14 protein-coding genes, 1 tRNA gene and 2 pseudogenes are annotated in these 19867 nt (G+C 70.2%); 8 read left to right on the top strand and 9 right to left on the bottom strand.

Annotated features, from left to right (window positions below; all coding sequences use genetic code 11):
- Positions 1-37: 37 nt before the first annotated feature.
- The 4 genes and pseudogenes from OG792_RS01555 (at position 38) to OG792_RS01540 (ending at position 3017) form a co-directional block, all read left to right on the top strand.
- Positions 38-301 carry a hypothetical protein gene (locus OG792_RS01555; protein WP_329106611.1) on the top strand — a complete coding sequence of 88 codons (264 nt, stop codon included), beginning with the start codon at positions 38-40 and terminating at the stop codon, positions 299-301.
- Complete coding sequence (locus tag OG792_RS01550) at positions 298-855, top strand: DUF6879 family protein (protein ID WP_329106608.1); 558 nt, start codon at positions 298-300, stop codon at positions 853-855. The genes OG792_RS01555 and OG792_RS01550 overlap by 4 nt, the downstream gene beginning before the upstream one ends.
- A 258-nt stretch (positions 856-1113) precedes the next feature.
- Positions 1114-1731: pseudogene (locus OG792_RS01545) on the top strand (NB-ARC domain-containing protein); the annotation flags it as partial.
- 764 nt (positions 1732-2495) lie between these two features.
- Positions 2496-3017, top strand: a complete 522-nt coding sequence (locus tag OG792_RS01540) for a tetratricopeptide repeat protein (protein ID WP_329111052.1) — start codon at positions 2496-2498, stop codon at positions 3015-3017.
- 439 nt (positions 3018-3456) lie between these two features.
- On the opposite strand, the gene OG792_RS01535 is transcribed toward OG792_RS01540, so the two are convergent.
- Positions 3457-3533, bottom strand: a tRNA-Thr gene (locus tag OG792_RS01535).
- A gap of 259 nt (positions 3534-3792) precedes the next feature.
- On the opposite strand from OG792_RS01535, the gene OG792_RS01530 reads away from it, so the two are divergent.
- Together OG792_RS01530 and OG792_RS01525 are read left to right on the top strand one after the other, a co-directional pair.
- Positions 3793-5514, top strand: coding sequence for a metallophosphoesterase family protein (locus OG792_RS01530; RefSeq protein ID WP_442932360.1), 1722 nt, complete (start codon positions 3793-3795; stop codon positions 5512-5514).
- Positions 5515-5851: 337 nt separating this feature from the next.
- Positions 5852-9340: an ice-binding family protein gene (locus OG792_RS01525; RefSeq protein WP_329106604.1), complete on the top strand. Its 3489-nt coding sequence runs from the start codon at positions 5852-5854 to the stop codon at positions 9338-9340.
- 232 nt (positions 9341-9572) lie between these two features.
- On the opposite strand, the pseudogene OG792_RS01520 reads toward OG792_RS01525, so the two are convergent.
- The 7 genes and pseudogenes from OG792_RS01520 to tmk form a co-directional block, all read right to left on the bottom strand.
- A pseudogene (locus tag OG792_RS01520) lies at positions 9573-10313 on the bottom strand (class I SAM-dependent methyltransferase); the annotation flags it as partial.
- A 21-nt stretch (positions 10314-10334) separates the two neighbouring features.
- On the bottom strand, positions 10335-11177 hold the full coding sequence (locus tag OG792_RS01515; RefSeq protein ID WP_329106602.1) for a PSP1 domain-containing protein: 843 nt from the start codon (positions 11175-11177) through the stop codon (positions 10335-10337).
- Between the two features lie 63 nt (positions 11178-11240).
- Positions 11241-11939, bottom strand: coding sequence for a hypothetical protein (locus OG792_RS01510; protein ID WP_329106600.1), 699 nt, complete (start codon positions 11937-11939; stop codon positions 11241-11243).
- Positions 11939-12244, bottom strand: a complete 306-nt coding sequence (locus tag OG792_RS01505) for a hypothetical protein (protein ID WP_329106598.1) — start codon at positions 12242-12244, stop codon at positions 11939-11941. The genes OG792_RS01510 and OG792_RS01505 overlap by 1 nt, the downstream gene beginning before the upstream one ends.
- Positions 12245-12571 (bottom strand): YbaB/EbfC family nucleoid-associated protein, encoded by a 327-nt coding sequence (locus OG792_RS01500; RefSeq protein ID WP_329106596.1) that lies wholly within the window; start codon positions 12569-12571, stop codon positions 12245-12247.
- A gap of 110 nt (positions 12572-12681) precedes the next feature.
- Complete coding sequence (locus OG792_RS01495) at positions 12682-13890, bottom strand: DNA polymerase III subunit delta' (protein ID WP_329106594.1); 1209 nt, start codon at positions 13888-13890, stop codon at positions 12682-12684.
- A gap of 37 nt (positions 13891-13927) precedes the next feature.
- Positions 13928-16015, bottom strand: coding sequence for a dTMP kinase (gene tmk / locus OG792_RS01490; RefSeq protein ID WP_329111051.1), 2088 nt, complete (start codon positions 16013-16015; stop codon positions 13928-13930).
- A 299-nt stretch (positions 16016-16314) separates the two neighbouring features.
- Here tmk and OG792_RS01485 point away from each other — a divergent pair, with 299 nt between their 5' ends.
- Positions 16315-17535, top strand: a complete 1221-nt coding sequence (locus OG792_RS01485; RefSeq protein ID WP_442932359.1) for an amino acid deaminase/aldolase — start codon at positions 16315-16317, stop codon at positions 17533-17535.
- A gap of 77 nt (positions 17536-17612) precedes the next feature.
- On the opposite strand, the gene OG792_RS01480 is transcribed toward OG792_RS01485, so the two are convergent.
- Complete coding sequence (locus OG792_RS01480; RefSeq protein ID WP_329111048.1) at positions 17613-18269, bottom strand: TetR/AcrR family transcriptional regulator; 657 nt, start codon at positions 18267-18269, stop codon at positions 17613-17615.
- A 230-nt stretch (positions 18270-18499) separates the two neighbouring features.
- On the opposite strand from OG792_RS01480, the gene OG792_RS01475 reads away from it, so the two are divergent.
- Positions 18500-19864, top strand: coding sequence for a D-arabinono-1,4-lactone oxidase (locus OG792_RS01475; RefSeq protein ID WP_329106593.1), 1365 nt, complete (start codon positions 18500-18502; stop codon positions 19862-19864).
- Positions 19865-19867 lie beyond the last annotated feature (3 nt).

The raw sequence follows: 19867 nt of genomic DNA, 5'->3' as shown, positions 1-19867 counted from the left end.
CGCTCCGCACTACCCTGCTCACCAGAAGCGTTGACCGATGGCATCGAGTCCGCCGAAGGAGATCGCGGTGAAGCTCACCAAGCTCTACAAGGACGGGACTTCCGGTGGTAACGGCTGCCCGACCGTCTACCTGGGTGAGAGCGGCGAGCTGATCGTCCAGGGAGACATGGTCGACGAGGACACCTTCAGCGAGCTGGAGAATGTCCTGCCCGGTGAGGGCGCGGTCCGGATCTCTGCCGAGGTCGTGCTCGGTGCGATCGAGCGCTACCGCGAGTCCGGGGCAGCGGTGAGCGAGGGTTGAGCCGGTCCTTCACGTCCCTGGACGACGAAGACTTCAACCGCCTGTTCCGGGAGTTCCGCTACACGGCCTACCGATTGGAGACCCTCCAGCGGTATGACGTGTCGTACGAGCAGGACGAGTTCGCCCGATTCCTGGCGGGCGAGTCCCGCGGCGAGTTCCCCGGCATCGCGACCTGGTGCGACACTGTGCGGACCGCCGTGTCGGCGGGTAAGCGTATGCACCGGGTCCACATCGTCACCGAGCCGTTGTCGGACTACGTCCGGTTCGAATGCGGCTGGGCCTACGAGCACACGGTCGAGGCGGGCGAGGATGTCCGTCTCATCGTGGTCTCCGGCGACGACTGGCCGACGGGGTTGCCACACTACGACTACTGGCTCTTTGACTCGTCGGAGCTCGTGGCGATGCACTACGACGAGGACGGCCGGTTCGTCTCGGGTGAGTTGATCAGCGAGCCGGAGCGGATCGTGCAGGCCAATCACTGGCGGGACGCGGCCGTCTCCTCATCGGTCCCCTACCCGCAGTACGCTTCCCAGCCGCAACTCAGCTCGCCCTAGTCCGCATGCCGCCGTCGGCGAGGAGGCAGCGTGGACACAACACGAAATGAGTCGTCGGGGGACGCCGAGGCCATCGTCCAAGCGGGGACGGTGCACGGCGGAATCAACCTGTATGCGCGAGCCGTGTCCCCACCACCGCCGCCTCGCCAGTTGCCCCTCGACACGACCCGTTTCGTCAACCGCCAGCAGACGCTTACCCGACTCGACGCCGCGCTGCCGGTGCCCAGCAACGACGCGACCACAACGGTCAGCCGGCCAATGACCGTCGCGGCCATCGCCGGTGCTCCCGGCGTCGGGAAGACAGCTTTGGCCGTTCACTGGGCCCATCGGGTCCGACGGTGGTTCACCGACGGTGACCTCTACGTCGACATGCGCGGCTACGGTCCCGGCCCCGCGCTCGCCGTCGACCAGGCACTGGACACCTTTCTGCGCGCCCTTCACGTGCCCGCCGAGCAGATCCCCGCCGACACCGAGGGACGAGCCGCCCTGTATCGGTCTGTACTGACCGGCAAGCGGGTGCTCATCGTGGTGGACAACGTGTCCACAGTCAGCCAGGTCCGGCCGCTGCTGCCCGCCACTCCGACTTGCATGGCGATCATCACCAGCCGCAGCCGGCTTTCCGGCCTGGTCGCGCGGGAAGGAGCGTCACGCATGACCTTGGACGTCCTCACACCCGAAGAGTCGATCGCGCTGCTGCGCGACAGCGTCGGCGACGACCGCGTCAACGCCGAACCTCAGGCAGCCTCCGAGCTTGCCCGTCGATGCGCCTACCTGCCGCTAGCCCTGCGCATCATCGGTGAACGCATCGCCAACTCACCCCACCTGCTCCTCGCGGACTTCGTAACCGACCTCGCACTGGCCGAACATCAACTCGATGTCCTAGCCGTCGAGGGCGACGAACTCTCCGACGTGCGGGCGGTCTTCTCCTGGTCATACCGAGCCCTGCCGGACGACGCCGCACGGTTGCTCCGACTACTCGGGCTACACGCCGGGTCCGACATCTGCGCCGCCGCAGCGGCAGCGCTCGCCGGTGTGAGCGTGCCCCGAGCCCGCAACCTGCTTGATCAACTGAACGCGGCGCACCTGCTACAGAATCCCGCTCGGGACCGCTACCTCCTCCACGACCTCCTCCGCGCCTACGCCAAGGAACGCGCTGAGGCCGAAGAGTCAGCAGAGCAGCAGCGCCGGGCGCGGCGCCGTGCCTACGACTGGTACCAGTGGATGGCGGAAGAGGGCCGAAAAATCATCCTGCCCTACTCCCACGCCATTCCCCTCCCACCAGCGGAACCCGACCTACCCCTCACATCCCCGAGGACCGTGGCCGAGGCGATGGCCTGGTTCGAGCAGGAAAGGCTGAACCTGCTCGACAACGTCAGACAGGCCAGCGAGCTCGGTGACTACGACATCGCCTGGCAGCTACCCGTGGTCAGCGACGGCTTTTTCGAGCTCAAGTCCTACTGGACGGACTGGCGCGACATCCACCTCTTCGGCCTGCGTGCCGCACGCGCGGCCGCATCCCGCCACGGCGAGGCCGCCAACCTCCGATGCCTCGGCGACGCGTACTGGCGAATGGGACAACGCGAGGACGCTCTCAGCTGCTACCGCCAAGGCGTCGAAGCGAGCCGCGAAGTTGACGACCGCTGGGTGGAGGGGTTCTCCCTCCGAGGAATGGGTCTCATACACGAGGAACGCGGCCAGATCGACGAGCGATCGACCTGTACGCCCAAGCACGCGACGTCTTCCGCGCCAGCAATATCACCCGAGGCGAGGGCATGTCCCTGCTCAGCCTCGGCAACTGCCACCGCACGCTCGGTCAACTCGACGCCGCCATCAGCCACTACCGCGACTCGGTGGCCATACTCGAACGTATCGACGACCAGTGGAGCGTCGCCTGGGCCTCCTACCCCCTCGCCCTGGCCTACCAGCAAGCCGGCCAACTCGACCAAGCCCGCCGGCAACACCAACGCGCCTTGGATCTGTTCCGCAGATTCGACGACCGGCGCTCCGAAGGACTCACCCTGGCAGCCCTTGGCGATACCCTCGACGCCACCGGCCAGCCAGACGAAGCCCGACGCTACCGGCAAGAAGCGCTCCGTATCCTCGACCCGCTCGGAGACCCCCGAGCCGACACGGTCCGGCGCCATCTCACCGAGGGTGTATGAGTTTGTTGTCAGCCGGGTGGGTTGAAGGTGCGGCGTTGTTGGCGCCGGGCCGGGCGTCCCTTGGCTGCCCTACAACACCGTGGAGATCGTCCGGAAACCCGCCGACAACGAGGGCTTCGTGGTCCACCCGCGCCGTTGGGTGGTGTCGAGCGGACCCTGGCCTGTTAGCCGCCCACCGTCGACTCACCCGCGGCTACGAACGCCTCCCTGAAACCGCCAGAGGCATGATCAACTGGACGCCGGTAAACCAGACTCCGCCGACCTTCCACGCGGACCGAACTGGTCCGTACACACACGGCAGCGATCGACGCCCGATGTGTCCAGGCTTGCCAAACCTGATCGCTTGCGGGGGTTATCGGGGGTTTTCGGGGGGGCTTCAGGACCGCATAGATAAACATGAGGCCCTGGCCAGCGTTTCCGCTGGTCAGGGCCTCACACCTGGAGCCGCCTGACGGAATCGAACCGTCGACCTACGCATTACGAGTGCGTCGCTCTAGCCGACTGAGCTAAGGCGGCAACGCCCGTCGAGCATACGGCACGCCCCCCGCCCCCTCTCCACGGGTTTCCCCCTCCCTCCCTCCCCCCTTCCCACGTCCGCGATCTAGGGGAAATGGTGGCGATTGGAGATCAACTAACACGTATTTGCCCTAGATCGACGCGCAAAGAGGGGCGCGGGAGGGGCGCGTGGGGGAAGGGGAGGGGGAGGGGGAGGGAGAAGGGTGGGGGTCATGTAGTGGACAGCGTGGGTTGAGGAGGCATGGGTAGGCTCCGATGGGTGAAGAGGGATGAGGTGGCCGGGGCGGGATCGGTCACGCCGGCACGGCCACGCAGCCTCGATCCCCGGGAACTTGGTTTCACTCCCGCCCGGCCGGTGCCGTGGTTGGCGCCCCTGCTGCTGATCAGTACGGGTGTGCGTACGTTGCTGGCGTTGCTGTTCGGCGCCTATCTCGACAAGCGTGAGTTGCAGAACGCGCTGCCCAGTGAGGTCTACCGGGAGCCGGGCACCGACGGTGAGCTGTGGCTGGACTACGTGGCGGACCTGGGCGACGGGTTCAACGCGACCTACTCGGTGGCGTACCTGCTGGCGCAGCCGGAGCTGGTGGTCGACGGGCACCGGCTGCCCCGTGGACAGATGCTGATGATGGGTGGCGACCAGGTTTACCCGACCGCCAGCAGCGCCGCGTACGAGCAGCGGTTCAAGGGGCCGTACCAGGCGGCCATGCCGTGTCCGCCGGCCGACGCGCCACAACCGACGCTGTACGCGATCCCCGGCAACCACGACTGGTACGACGGCCTGACCGCGTTCCTGCGCCTGTTCGCCCGCTCCCGCGACGACAACATCGGCGGGTGGCGTACCCCGCAGTCCCGCTCCTACTTTGCCGTACGGCTGCCGTCGGACTGGTGGTTGTTTGCCCTGGACGAGCAGTCCGGCACCTATCTGGACGACCCGCAGTTGCGTTATTTCGAAGAGGCGGCGAAGCAGCTCGGTCCACACTCCCGGGTGATCGTGTCGGTGCCGGCGCCGACCTGGGTCAAGGCCGTGGACAACCCGCAGGCGTACGAGTCGGTCGACTATTTCGTCCGTACCGTGCTCGATCCGGCCGGCGCGAGCGTCCGCCTGATCATCTCAGGTGATCTGCATCACTATGCCCGCTACGCCGCACCGGACCGCCAGTTGATCCACTGCGGTGGCGGCGGCGCGTACCTCTACCCGACCCACCACCTGCCCGAACGGATCGAGGTCCCACCCCGGGACACCCTGGCCCGCCGAGCCAGCCAGACCCGGGAGTACGACCTCGCCGGCCGCTATCCGGAGGCAGCCAGGTCTCGGCGCTACGCCTGGGGCATCTTCGGCCGGTTGCCGCTGCGCAACACCGGCTTCATCACCCTGCTCGGTGCCCTGCACCTGCTGCTGATGTTGCCGATCGCCGGGGTGGCGACCCAGCGGGCCAGCTCGACCGACCAGGGACTGTTCAGCATCCCGCTGGTGCTGATGTTGGCGGTCGTCCTGGTGAGCGCGGCGTTCTTCGCCAAGCCACCGACCGCGAGTGGCAAGCGGCAGATCCGGCACTACCTGCTCGGTGTGCTGCACGGGGTCGCGCACATCGCGCTGGGCGCGGCCGGCGCCTGGCTCTGGCTGCAACTGCCCTTCCGGGACTGGCCGTGGCCGCTGCCGGTGGCCGCCGCAGCATTGCTCTACGCCCCACTCGCCGGGCTCGTCGCCAGCCAGCTCACCGCCGCGTACCTGTTGGTGGCCGGATTTTTCGGGGTGAACCTGAACGAGCTGTTCGCCGGGCAGGGCATCGAGGACGCCAAGAGCTTCCTGCGGATGCGGTTCGCCCCGGACGGCTCGCTGACCATCTACCCGATCGGCGTCGACCGGGTGAGTCGCGAGTGGCGGGTGAACCCGGACGACAGCCGGCCGGACGCGTCCTGGCTGACACCGCAGCAACCGCTGCCCGCCCGGCTCGCCGAACCACCGATCGTCCTGCGCTGAGCCCGGCCGGAGGAACCATCCCGGGCCGGCACATGCGAGATTGCCTCACTCCTGGTACGCCTGCCCCCACTACTGCCTTATGTGGCATTTGGCGGCATTGCGCCGCTTTGCATGGATAACCTCGTACTAGAAGGCTTTCGGGCGTCCGTCACCTGACGCTGCGCCAGTCAACGACCTTCACGCTCTGAATCTCGCCGGGGGCGGGATCTTGATTGGTGGGGGAAAATCCGTGTCGGTGATCCGTTTGGCTCGCGCGTGTCGTAGACGCCGTCGGTCTACTGCGATGGCGATGGCGGGGGCGGTCGCAACCGCGACGATTTTTGTTGGGGTCGTTGGGGTGCCGGCGGCGTGGGCCCAGGCCCCGGTCCCGTTGGGCGTTGCCGAGACCTACGGGGTGTTGGCCGGCCAAGCGGTCACCGACGTCCCACCTCCCGTCGGCCCTTCCACCATCAACGGGGACCTGGGCGTCTGGCCGGGCACGTCGGTCACCGGCGCCCCCGTGGTGAACGGCGCCACGCACGTCGGTGACACCGCGGCGATGCAGGCCCAGGCTGCCCTGACCACGGCGTACAACTTTGCCGCAGCCGAACCGACGACCGGCACGATAAGTTCCGACCTCGGCGGCCAGACGCTGGCCGCAGGGGTTTACAGGTCGCCCGCCACCATGTCCCTGACGGGCACCGTCACACTGGACGCGGGGAACGATCCCAACGCGGTGTTCGTCTTCCAGGTGGGATCCGACCTGGTCACCGCGACTGACAGCCGGGTCAGCCTGATCCGTGGCGCGCAGCCGTGCAACGTGTTCTGGCAGGTCAGCAGCTCGGCGACCCTGAATACCAGAACGATTTTCGCCGGCACCATCCTGGCGTTGCAGTCGGCGACGCTGGGAGAGGGAGCCACCGTTGCCGGGCGGGTGCTGGCCCGCAACGGCGCGGTCACGCTGATCCACAACACCATCACGCGACCGTTCTGTGCCGCAGCCATTGCGCCACCGACGATCTCCAAGGCTTTCGGGGACGCGACCCTCCCCTTCGGCGGGACAACATCGCTCGACTTCACCCTGACCAACCCCAATGCGGGTACGTCGCTGACCAGCGTCAACTTCAGTGACACCCTGCCCGCAGGGCTGGAAGTCGCCACACCCAACGGCCTGACCGGCTCCTGCGGCGGCGGCACCATCACCGCAACCGCCGGCAGCAGCACCATCAGCCTGACCGGCGCCACCCTGCCCGCCAACGGAAGCTGCACCTTCTCCGTGAACGTCACCGCCACCACCAGCGGCACAAAACTCAACACCAGCGGCCCGGTCGACTCAACCGAAAGCGGCCCCGGCGCCCCCGCCTCGGCAACCGTCACAGTCGGGGCGGCGGTCATCGCACCACCAACAATCGCCAAAGCCTTCGGAGACCCGACCATCCCCTCCGGCGGCACAACCTCACTCGACTTCACCCTCACCAACCCCAACCCGAGTACGCCACTGACCGGCGTCAACTTCAGTGACGCCCTGCCCGCAGGACTCGTCGTCGCCACCCCCAACGGCCTGACCGGCTCCTGCGGCGGCGGCACCATCACCGCAACCGCCGGCAGCAGCACCATCAGCCTGACCGGCGCGACCCTGCCGGCCAACGGAAGCTGCACCTTCTCCGTGAACGTCACCGCCACCACCAGCGGCACAAAACTCAACACCAGCGGCCCGGTCGACTCAACCGAAAGCGGCCCCGGCGCCCCCGCCTCGGCAACCGTCACAGTCGGGGCGGCGGTCGTCGCACCTCCGACGATCGCCAAGGCTTTCGTGGATGCGACCATCCCCTTCGGCGGGACGACATCGCTCGGTTTCACCCTGACCAACCCCAACCCGGGTACGCCACTGACCGGCATCGGTTTCAGTGACACCCTGCCCGCAGGACTCGTCGTCGCCACACCCAACGGCCTGACCGGCTCCTGCGGCGGCGGCACCATCACCGCAACCGCCGGCAGCAGCACCATCAGCCTGACCGGCGCCACCCTGCCCGCCAACGGAAGCTGCACCTTCTCCGTGAACGTCACCGCCACCACCAGCGGCACAAAACTCAACACCAGCGGCCCGGTCGACTCAACCGAAAGCGGCCCCGGCGCCCCCGCCTCGGCAACCGTCACAGTCGGGGCGGCGGTCGTCGCACCTCCGACGATCGCCAAGGCTTTCGTGGATGCGACCATCCCCTTCGGCGGGACGACATCGCTCGACTTCACCCTGACCAACCCCAACCCGGGTACGCCACTGACCGGCATCGGTTTCAGTGACACCCTGCCCGCAGGACTCGTCGTCGCCACACCCAACGGCCTGACCGGCTCCTGCGGCGGCGGCACCATCACCGCAACCGCCGGCAGCAGCACCATCAGCCTGACCGGCGCCACCCTGCCCGCCAACGGAAGCTGCACCTTCTCCGTAAACGTCACCGCCACCACCAGCGGCACAAAACTCAACACCAGCGGCCCCGTGAACTCGAACGAAGGCGGCCCCGGCGCCCCCGCTGCGGCAACCGTCACGGTTGCTGTCGCCACACCGCCGACGATCGCCAAGACTTTCGGGAGCACGACCATCGGTGCCGGCGGTACGACATCGCTTGAATTCACCCTCAGCAACCCCAACGCGATCACACCGCTCACCGGGGTCGGTTTCAGTGACGCCCTGCCCGCAGGACTCGTCGTCGCCACCCCCAACGGCCTGACCGGCTCCTGCGGCGGCGGCACCATCACCGCAACCGCCGGCAGCAGCACCATCAGCCTGGCCGGCGCGACCTTGGCGCCCAACGGGAGCTGCACCTTCTCGGTGAACGTCACCGCCACCACCAGCGGTACGAAGGTGAACACGAGCGGCCCGGTGAACTCGAACGAGAGCGGCCCGGGTACGCCCGCCGCGGCGAGCGTCACGGTTGCTGTCGCAACGGCACCGACGCTCGCCAAGGCTTTCGGTGACGCCACCATCCCTTCCGGCGGGACGACGTCCCTCGACTTCACCCTCACCAACCCGAACCCGGGTACGCCGCTGACCGGCGTCAGTTTCGTCGACAACCTTCCTGCGGGACTGGTGGTCGCCACCCCCAGCGCCGCGCAAACCGACTGCCCCTCCGGCACAATCACCGCGACGCCCGGTAGCAGCACCATCAGCCTGTTCAGTGTCACCCTGCCGGCCAGCGGGAGTTGCACGGTGTCGGTGAACGTCACCGCCACCACCACCGGAACAAAGGTCAATACGACCACCGCCATCACCTCGGTCGAAAGCGGTCCGGGCACCCCTGCCTCGGGAACCGTCACGGTCGTCGCGGTGATCGTCACGGCACCGACAATCGCCAAGGCGTTCGAGAAGGGCATCCTCCATCTCCACGGGACGACGTCGCTGAGCTTCACCCTCACCAACCCCAATACGGGTACGCCGCTGACCGGCGTCGGCTTCACCGACGACCTTCCTGCGGGCCTGGTGGTCGCCACCCCCAACGGTTTGAATGGCTCCTGCGGCGGCGGCACGATCACCGCGACCGCCGATAGCAGCAGCATCAGCCTGACCGGCGCGACCCTGCCGGCCAACGGAAGCTGCACCTTCTCGGTGAACGTCACCGGCACCACCAGCGGCACGAAGGTCAATACGACGTCTGCCGTCACCTCGGACCAGAGCGGCCCGGGCTCCTCGGCCTCGGCAACCATCACGGTCCGCAAGGGCATGCTGCCCGTCACCGGAAGCCGAGTCTCGGCCTACGTCACCATCGCCCTGACCACCATCGCCCTCGGCGCGGCATTCATCGCACTGAGCCACCAGCGCCTCCCCGGACGCAGACGCAACCTCGTCTAACTCGCCCCTGCTCCGCCCCATACCCAACCCAGCGCGACGCTCACCCCACGGCACGTCGATCTAGGGCAAATGGTGGTGATCGGAGATCAACAAGCACGTATTCGCCCTAGATCGCGGGCAGAGAGGAGCGGGGGCGAGAAGGGCCACGAAACCCTGCCGCTGCGCCGGGTATCGACAGGACCGCCTTCGGCTGGCCATGATCATGGCGAGAACACCCAGTCAGGGGCGGGGTTCAGGTGATGAGTAGGCGAAGGCCGAGCTCCGCCGCGTCGAGGGCGACGAGGTCGCGGTTGCGTTCGGCCCACCGACCCGAGTCGAGGTCGTCACGGAGGCTGCGAACCGCCCGCTGCTCGGCATCCGGCCCGACCCTGGCCCACACCGATAGTCCACGACGGACACGATCGTCCAGGTACGCCTCCGGGCGGCGCCAGTATGCCTCGAAGAAACCGTCGGTGCAGTCCCACGGAATGGGCACCGGCTCGATGCGGGCTTCGATCGCGCTGGCCAGATCGGTCACCGAGGGCCGGCCGACCACGAGGTCGGCGACCTCGGGCAGGTAGTCGCGAGTGAGCCAGAACCGGCGACGCCATCCGGCATCACTGGTGTCGTGCGTGAAGACCACCACGCGGCGAGCCACACGCCGCATCTCGCGCAGCCCCGCGATCGGATCCTGCCAGTGATGAAGGGTGGCAAAGGCCATCGCGGCGTCGAAGGACTGGTCCGCGAACGGAAGGCTCTCGGCGGTGGCGGCCACGCACGGCGCCGCGCCCGCGGGACGCTGCGCACGCATGAGCGTCGACGGTTCCACCGCGGTGACGTCACGGTCGGAGGGCTCGTAGGAGCCGGTGCCGGCGCCGACATTCAACACCGTCCGCGCATCGCCGAGCGCGGCCCAGACCCTTGCGGCAATCCGTGGCTCGGTACGCCGCGTCACGGTGTAGGTGGCACCGATGGTGTCATACAACTGCGTACCGGACATGTCGCTGCCCCTCTGCTAGCTCGGGTCGGCGCCCTCGTACGCGCGGCGCGAGCCGCAGACGTCGGCGACGGCGCAACGCCGGACGGTTCCGTCCTCGATCTGCCGTACGGTGACGGTCTCGCTCGGCGGGTGCCGGGACACGACCTTCGCCAGGCCATCGGGAGTCTCGACCCGCTGACCCGACGTCGGGTAGTTGCTGCTGTTGGCGTACAGCGGGTGTTCGTATTTGAGGCAGCACATCAGCCGGCCGCAGGCGCCGGAGATGCGCAGCGGGTTGAGCGGCAGGTCCTGGTCCTTGGCCATCCTGATGGTGACCGGCTCGAAGTCGGTCAGGAAGGTGGCACAGCACAGGTCGCGCCCGCAGGAACCGATGCCGCCCTGCACCCGCGCCGAGTCCCTGGCCGAGAGCTGACGCAACTCGACCCGGCAGTGCAGGGTGGCGCCGAGGTCGCGGACCAGCGCCCGGAAGTCGACCCGGTGCGGCGCGGTGAAGTAGACGGTGGTGCGGGAGCCGGACGTGGTGCCGCCCGGCGACTCCAGCACGTGGTCGATGGCGATCACCTTCATCGGCAGCCCGTGCTCCCGGATGAGCCGCTTGGCGGCGACCTTCGCCTCCGCCTTGCGTTTGCGCTGGAGTTCGTCGCGACGCAGGTCGGCATCGCCGGCCAGGCCGGCGAGGCGCGGGAACCCGTCGGTGTCGTCACTGACCCACTGGGCCGCCCAGACGCACTCGGCAACCTCGGTGCCGTCGTCGGTGGGGACCAGCACCCGGTCACCGACCGCCGGCCGGAACTCACCCGGATCCAGGTAGTAGAGACGACCGTACCGGGTGAAGCTAACCGCACACAGCATCCCCATGTGCCCACCCTACGTCCAAAACGCCGGGTCCTTACCTACCGTTTTTTCCGACCACCACGGGAGTCAGCCGGAGATCCAGGTGGTGCCGTCGAGCCGGCTCGGCGCCGCGTCCCTCGGACCCCGGTACGGCAACTCGGTCAACTCCTGCGCCCACCGGTGCAACAGGTCCCGCCCCCGCGTCTCCGCCTCGGCCACTGTCGCCAGCACCCGGGCACCGATCTCGGCGGCGGCCAGCGCGACGGCGCCGGGGTCGCCGGTCGTACCGGCCGTGACGACCGTAACCGCCTCGGCGGAGCCGAGCACGTCGGCCAGGGTGCGGGCGAGCGCCTGCCGGCTGCGGGCCACCCAGTCGTCAACCGCTTCGGCGTACGCGGCGGTCGCGGCGAGCCGCCCGGTCAGGCTCTCCGGATCACCGTCGAGGTACGCCGCGAGCGCGTCCCGGTGGGCGGCGTACGCCTGCGCCCCCGCCCCCTGCCACGGGTCACCGGTGGTGAGGTTCGCGCGGGCGTGGTCGTACTCCTCGGAAAGGGTGCGGACGGCGTGGCCGGCGGCGGCCAGCGGCGCCGGTCGCAGCGCGACGATCGTGCCCAGTGCGTCGGCGGGCAGTGCGCCGAGGGCGCGCAGCAGTGGCCAGATCCGGTGGTCGTCCGGCGCTCCGGCCACCGCGAGCAGGTCGTCGACCCGGCGGAGCAGGTCGGTGCCGGGCCCGGCGAGGTGGTCCAGCGGGTCCTTCGCCCCGGTGGCGTTCGGGCCGAGGTCCATCATGCCTCCCGCGCGTGCCGGCGCCGGGCGGCGTCATCGGTGTCGGCGTAGCCGTCGGCCACCAACCGCAGCGTGGCGGCGAGGTCGGCGACCCGGTCGGCGGTCAGCGTCGCCTCCGTGGCCCGCGCCCCGATGGCGGCCTGCCACTGCTCGCCCAGCGCCCGGATGGTCCCGGTGAGCCGGCCCGGTCCGTCGACCCGGAGCGCCGGCCGGGCACGGTCGGCACGGCCCAGTTCACGGCCGGCGGCGGTGAGTGTCCCGGCCGCCTCGTCCAGCTTGTCGGCGAGTTCGCGCAGGCTCTCCACTCACGCCTCCGTCAGTCGCCGGTACGCGCCGAACGTCTCGGTGTGCAGCTTCTCCCGCGCCCATCCGGCCGCATCGGCGGCGGCGGTCACCGCGGCCTGTACGGAGCGGGCCAGCTCGGCGTCGCCACGGCTGCGCACCGGGGCCAGGAAGCGGACGTCGGTGATCGTCCCGGCGGCGGTCACCAGCACCTCGACCAGCCCGTCCGGTGACCGTACGCTGACCTCGACCGCGCGTATCGCCTGGTCGAACTCGGCCTGCAACGACTCGATCCGGCGGTAGCGCTCGACCGCCTCCTCGACCCAGGTCTCGTCGATCTCCCGCGACATCGATGAGCTCCTCCCGGCAGCCATTCACTGACTGTGCCGTCGCTGTTGCGCCAAGCTACGCACCGTACCGGTTGGATCTCCCGAACGGAACCCCGTGGGATCGACCTCGGTCAGCCGCGCCAGAGGGAGAGCATCATCGCCTCGACGGCGATCCGGGGCTTGACGTTCGTGTCGATCGCCGTACGGCAGGCGAGCACCGCCTCCAGGCGGCGCAGCGTCGCCTCCGGGGTCCACTTCGCCGCCGCCGCGCTCGCCAACGGCGCCGTGTCGGTGTGCACCGGCGCGACCGGGGCACCCAGCGACACCGCCAGTACGTCCCGGTAGAAGCCGGCCAGGTCGACCAGGGCCCGGTCCAGCGCGTCCCGCTGCGCCCTGGTGGCCCGCGACTTCTGCCGTCGTTCCAGGTCCTTGAGTTGCCCGGCCGAGCCGCGCGCCGCACCGGCGGCACCCTTGCCCGTTCCGCCGGCACCCAGCGCGGTCTGCAACGCGGCCCGTTCGCTCGCGTCCGACTCCGCCACCGCCGCCTCCGCTTCGGCCTCGGCCGAGTCGATCAGGGTGGCGGCGGCGTCGAAACAGGCCCCGACCCCGGTCAACCGGCGCGGCACCGCCAGCACCGCGTCCCGCCGCTTGCGCGCCTCCGGGTCGCGGGCCAACCGGCGGGCCCGGCCGACGTGCCCCTGCGCCGCCGCGGCCGCCCACCCGGCCAGGTCCGGCGCGATCCCGTCCCGCTCGGCGAGTACGGCCGCAACCGCGTCGGCCGGCGGTTGGCGCAACGGCACCAGCCGGCACCGGGACCTGATGGTCACCGAGATGTCGTCCGGGTGGGTGGACGGGGTGCAGAGCAGGAAGACCGTCCGAGGTGGAGGCTCTTCGATCGCCTTGAGCAGGGCGTTTCCGGCAGCCTCGGTGAGCCGGTCGGCGTCGGAGATGACCACCACCTGCCAGCGCCCGCCGGACGGGGTGCTCGCCGACCGGAGCACCAGGGCCCGCATCTCCCCGACACCGATGGAAAGCCCCTCGGGTACGACGAACCGTACGTCGGCGTTGGTGCCGGCGAGCGTGGTGTGGCAGCCGGCGCAGTCGCCGCAGCCGGTGCCCCGCTCGCACTGGAGCGCGGCGGCGAACGCACGGGCGGCCGCCGACCGGCCGGATCCGGGCGGGCCGGTGAAGATCCAGGCGTGCGTCATCGCGCTGTTGATGACGGCCGCCGGGTCCGGTACGACACCGGCCCGGATCACCTCCGCCGCCGAGGCGGCCGCCCGCCGCAGCGTCGCGGTCGCCTCGGCCTGGCCGACCAGTTCGGCAAAGACATCGGCCATCAGGACCGCCGCTCCGGTTCCGCGAAGATGTCGGCCATCAGGACCGCCGCTCCAACTCCACCGGGGGGCTCGGTTCCGGGGGGCTCGGTTCCGGTGTCCTCGGTTCGACCGACGGGTCGAGCGGCCTCGCCGGACCGGGGTGCACGATCGGGTCCGGGTCGGTGAGCATGCCGCGAACCCGCTGGGCGACCGTGGCGGCGATCCGCTCGATCGAGCCGGTGCCATCGAGCACCAGGTAACGCTTGGGGTCGGCGGCGGCCAGGTCGAGGAAGGCGTCCCGGACCCGCTCGTGGAAGTCGAGCGACTCGCCCTCCAGCCGGTCCGCGCCCCCGCCCCGGGCGGCCACCCGGTCCAGCCCGGCCCGGGGGTCGACGTCGAGCAGCACCACCAGGTCGGGCTTGAGCCCGCCGGTGGCCCAGGAGGAGAGCCAGGAGACCTCGTCGACCGGGAGCGTACGACCGGCGCCCTGGTAGGCCAGGGACGAGTCGACGTACCGGTCGCTGATCACCACCGCGCCCCGGGTCAGCGCCGGGCGGACCACGGTGGCCACGTGATGGGCCCGGTCGGCGGCGTACAGCAGCGCCTCGGCGCGTGGCGAGAGCGGTACGGCACCGGCCGCCACACTGTCGAGCACCAGGGAGCGGATCCGTACGCCCACGTCGGTGGCGCCCGGCTCGCGGGTCACCAGCACCTCCCGGCCCTCGGACCGCAGCGCCTCGGCCAACGTCGTGACCTGGGTGGACTTGCCGGCCCCCTCGCCGCCCTCGAAGACCACGAAGGCACCGGTCGAGGTGAACGGTTCGGCCGGCGAGAGCGGGCGTCCCCGGATCGAGCCCCACAGGTCCGCCAGGACCGGTACGCCCGGCTTGTCGTCCATCTGGCGGAAGGCGTTGATGCCGGCGAAGATCCCGGCGACTCCGGCGACGAGCAGCAGCAGGCGGGTGGAGGAGACCGAGATGCCCAGGTCGGCGATCCGCAGTTCGCGGGAACCACCGACGCCGACCAGCAGGCTGCTGATCGAGATGGCCAGGATCAGCACCAGCCGGGTGCCGGTCTGTACGACCGAGAAGACCCGGCCGCGTACCTCGTCGGCGACCTCGCCGCCGAGCAGGGTGGTGCCGGCCAGGAAGGCCATGCCGGCACCGGCGCCGACCAGCACCGCGCCGAGAATCGCCATCGACAGGTGGATGGCGGCGGCCAGCACCAGCACCGAGGCGCTGGCCAGGACGATGCTCATGCCGAACCAGCGGCGGCGGGACATCTCCCGGACGATCATCGGGCCGAGGCCGATGCCGACCGACAGGCCGATGAAGATCGAGCCGAAGAGCAGGTAGAACGCGGCCTCACCGGCGCTGAGCGACTTGGTGAAGAAGTTCGCCGTACCGATCACCACGCCGCCACCGGCGAAGGCGCCGAAAATGCCCAGGACCAGGCCACGGATCAGCGGGGTCTTGCCGATGAACTTCCAGCCGTCGAGGAACTGTCGCAGCACGCTCTCCTGGCCGCCGCCCTCGCGGGCGCCGACCCGGCCGCTGATCTCGCGGATGCCGAAGAAGACGACGAGCGCGGTGGCGAGCCGGCTCAGCGAGTTGAAGTAGAGCGCCAGTTGGGTCGGGTCGCTCCAGCCCTGCGGCGGTCCGCCGGAGACGGCCCGGACGCTGCGGTCGAGCACCGCGATGCTGATCGCGGCCAGCACCGGGGTCACCCCGTAGGTGGTGATCAGCGTGAGCTGGTTGGCCACCTCCAGCCGGGTACGCGGGATCAGGTTCGGGACCGCGGCCTCCTTGGCCGGGATCCAGATCAGCGTGATCGCCTCGATCAGGAAGGTGGCCACCGCCGCCCAGCCGACGACCAGCGCACCGCCGACGTTGAGCAGCGCGGCCAGCGGAATCGAGGCGAACAGCACGAAACGCAGCAGGTCGCAGACGACCATGGTGAGGCGCCGGTCGAACCGGTCGGCCAGCACCCCGGCGACCGGGCCGAGCAGCAGCGCCGGCAGCAGCCGTACCGCGATCACCCCACCGAACGCCAGCCCCTTCGCGGTGTCGCCGCTGACCTGGGTGGCCGCGAAGATCGACGTGGCCAGCAGGCCGAGCCAGTCGGCGAACGAGGCCGCGCCGAGCACCAGCCAGAGCCGGCGGAAGGGTCGGATCCGCAGCACTGACCGGAGTGCCTGGTAACCCGTGCGGTCGACCTGGGTGGTGGACGGCGCTGCCGAGGATGTCGCTCCTGGCTCGCCGCTGCGGTTCGTGTCGATGGCCGTACCTCCGAGTGCCGGCCCATCGCTGGGCTTCCCCGGACACTCTAATCGCGGCGTGAACGGGCGCTGCCCCGACATTCCCCTGTTCGCGGCGGGGACGGTCGACACGATCGGCAAGACGCGAGGGTGTTTCGCATTGGCGGCTGGGCGGTTAGCGTGCACATGTGCCCACCGAGGAACCAATCGCCCGAGATGCCCTGCGCACCCGCCTGGACCGGGCGACCGCGCACCTCGACCCACCGTTCGCGGCGGTCGACCTGACCGCCTTCGACGCCAACGCCGACGCGCTCATCGCGCGCGCCGCCGGCAAGCCGGTACGGGTGGCGAGCAAGTCGGTCCGCTGCCGTGACCTGATCACCCGTACGCTCGCCCGGCCGGGCTGGCACGGGGTGATGGCGTACACGGTGCGGGAGGCGAACTGGCTGGTCCGGGCCGGTGTGACGGGCGACGTGCTGGTGGCGTACCCGAGTGCGGACCGGGCGGCGCTGGCCGAGTTGGCCGGGGACGCCGAGCTGGCCTCGGCGGTGACCCTGATGGTGGACAGCCCGGACCAACTCGACCTGGTCGACGCGGTCGTACCGGCCGACCGGCGGGAGCCGATCCGGATCTGCCTCGACCTCGACGCCTCGTGGCGACCGGCCGGGGGCCGGGTGCACATCGGGGTGCGCCGCTCGCCGGTGCACTCGGCCACCGCCGCCGGCACGCTGGCCGCGCAGGTCACCGCCCGCCGTGGGTTCCGGCTGGTCGGACTGATGTCGTACGAGGCACAGATCGCCGGGCTCGCCGACGCCCCGCCCGGACAGGCCCTGCGCGGGGTGGCGATCCGGGCGTTGCAACACTGGTCGTACCCGGAACTGCTGGCCCGGCGCGGCGCGGCGGTGGCCGCCGTACGCGAACACGCCGACCTGGCGTTCGTCAACGGCGGCGGCACCGGCAGTATGGCCGCGACCAGCGCGGATCCGGCCGTGACCGAGATCACCGCCGGCTCCGGGCTGTACGGGCCGACCCTGTTCGACGGCTACCGCGCGTGGCGACCGGCTCCGGCCGCGTTCTTCGCCCTCGCCGTGGTACGCCGCCCGGCGCCCGGCCTGGCGACGGTGCTCGGCGGCGGCTGGATCGCCTCCGGTCCGGCCGATCCGAGCCGGTTGCCGGAGCCGTGGCTACCGGCCGGGTTGCGGTTGACCGGCTCGGAGGGCGCCGGCGAGGTGCAGACGCCGCTGGCCGGGTCGGTGGCAAACACCCTGGCGGTCGGTGACCGGGTCTGGTTCCGCCACGCCAAGGCCGGCGAGTTGAGTGAGCACGTCAACGAGCTGCACCTGATCGAGGGTGAGCAGGTGGTGGCGACGGTGCCGAGCTACCGGGGCGAGGGCCGGGCGTTCCTCTGACCCGCCCGCGACCAGCCTCGGCTGGCCTACCCGCGACGAGCCCCGGTGGTCTACCCGCGACCAGCCTCGGCCGGAGGTCAGCCGGTCGGGTTGTCGGCCGGGTCGGCGGCGCCGACGGCGACCGGGACGCCCGTGGCGGCACCGGTCTGTTCCGGTCCGCCGGACTGCTCCGGTACGGCCGGCGCCGTGCCGACCTGGCGGTACAGGTATTCGCGGATCAACGCCTTGGCCTCGGCGAGCACCCGCTCGTCCCCGTCGGAGTCCCGCCGGAAGGCGAGCTTGATCAGGGCGTCGGCGGCCTCGACGGCGATCTCCAGCGCGAACCGCAGCGGCGGGCCGTCGGTGATCCCGAACTGTTCGACCAGCACCCGGGCGAGCTGTTCGGCGATGACCCCGTTGTTGTCCCGCTGCTCGTCGAGCAGGTGCACGTCGACCACGTCGCCGAAGTGCAGCGTACGGAAGCCGGGCACCAGCCGGTGCATGGCGATGTACTCGTCTATGCCTGCGTCGACCCCGTCCCACCAGTGGGCCAGATCGCCCTGGGAGAACCGGTCGGCCAGGCGTTCGAGGTACGCCTCCATGTTGCGCAGCGTGAGCGCCTGCACGATCGCCCGCTTGTCCGGGAAGAACTGGTAGACCGAGCCGATCGCCACCTCCGCCCGTTCGGCGAGCAGGGTCGTGGTCAGCCCCTCGTAGCCCACCTCGTCGACCAGTTCGGCACAGGCGTCGAGCATGCGCTGGACCCGGGCAACGCTGCGGCCCTGCACCGGGACGCGGCGTAGTGGACCACTCGTGGCGGTTGATGTGGACACGCGTCGCCACTCCCCCTTCGACGGATGAGATGCGTCTGTACGTCGCGAGTTCGAAACGTTACCTGGATTAACGATCGGACCTGGTGTGCGATGTTTACTCATCGCATCGAAGCCTGATATGAATGCTACTCATATTCGGCCCTGGAGGCTGCATGGCCAGCACCCCATCGCCGTCCGGCGCGGTGTCGCCGCTCGGCGCGACGCCATCGTCCGCCGTGTCCGGCCCCGGCTGGCGCAACTGGACCGGCAACCAGCGGGCCACCGCCACCGCCGTACTCCGGCCGTCCGGCGTGGACGAGCTGGTCGACGCCGTACGCGAGGCGGCCTCGGCGGGACACCGGATCAAGGCGGTCGGCAGCGGTCACTCCTTCACCGACATCGCCCGTACCGAGGACCGGCGGATGGAACTCGCCGCCCTGACCGGGCCGGTCCGGGTCGACCCGGACCGGCGCCTGGTCACCGTGCCGGCCGGGCTGGAGCTGCGCCAACTCAACGCCCTGCTGGCCGGGCACGGCCTGGCCATGCCGAACCTCGGCGACATCGACGCCCAGACCGTCGCCGGGGCGATCTCCACCGGCACCCACGGCACCGGCGCCGGCTACGGCTGCCTCTCCACCTTCGTCACCGCACTGCGCCTGGTCACCGGCACCGGCGAGGTACGACACTGCTCCGCCGAGACCGACCCCGAACTGTTCGCCGCCGCCCGGGTCGGGCTCGGCGCGCTGGGCATCATCACCGAGGTGACCCTGCGCTGCGTGGACGCGTTCGTGCTCCGGGCCGACGAACGGCCGGCACCGCTGGCGCAGGTGCTGGCCGACCTGCCCGACCTGGTCGCCGGCAACGACCACTTCGAGTTCTACTGGTTCCCGTACACGGACAGGGTGCAGGTCAAGACGAACAACCGGGTGCCGGCCGACGATCAGCCGCTGAACCGGTTCCGGGGTTGGCTCGACGACGAGTTCCTGGCCAACACCGTCTTCGCCGGGGCCTGCCGGCTCGGTCGGGCGGTGCCCGCGCTGGTGCCGCCGATCAGCGCGTTCTCCGCCCGCGCGCTCACCGCCCGGACGTACACCGGCCGCTCCGACCGGGTCTTCTGCACCCCGCGCCGGGTCCGGTTCACCGAGATGGAGTACGGCCTGCCGCGCGCCGCCCTGCCCGACGCGCTGGACGCGCTGCGCCGGCTGGTCGACGGGCTGCCGTTCAAGGTCCAGTTCCCGGTCGAGGTGCGGTTCACCGCCCCGGACGACATCTGGCTGTCGCACGGCTACCAGCGGGAGTCCGCGTACCTGGCGATCCACCAGTACGCCGGTGCGCCGTACGAGCCGTACTTCCGGGCGTTCGAGCGGATCGCGATGGAGTGGGGCGGCCGACCACACTGGGGCAAACTGCACTACCGGCACGCGGACTCGCTGCGCTCGGTCTACCCACGGTTCGACGACTTCGTGGCCGTACGGGACCGGCTCGATCCGGTACGGGTCTTCGCCAACGCCTACACCGAACGGGTCCTCGGCGCCTGACCC

Origin of the sequence: Micromonospora sp. NBC_01699 (assembly GCF_036250065.1) — a bacterium.
Lineage (GTDB): Bacteria > Actinomycetota > Actinomycetes > Mycobacteriales > Micromonosporaceae > Micromonospora_G.
Note: the sequence above shows the minus strand (reverse complement) of the source record. Positions and strands in the feature narration are given on the sequence as shown.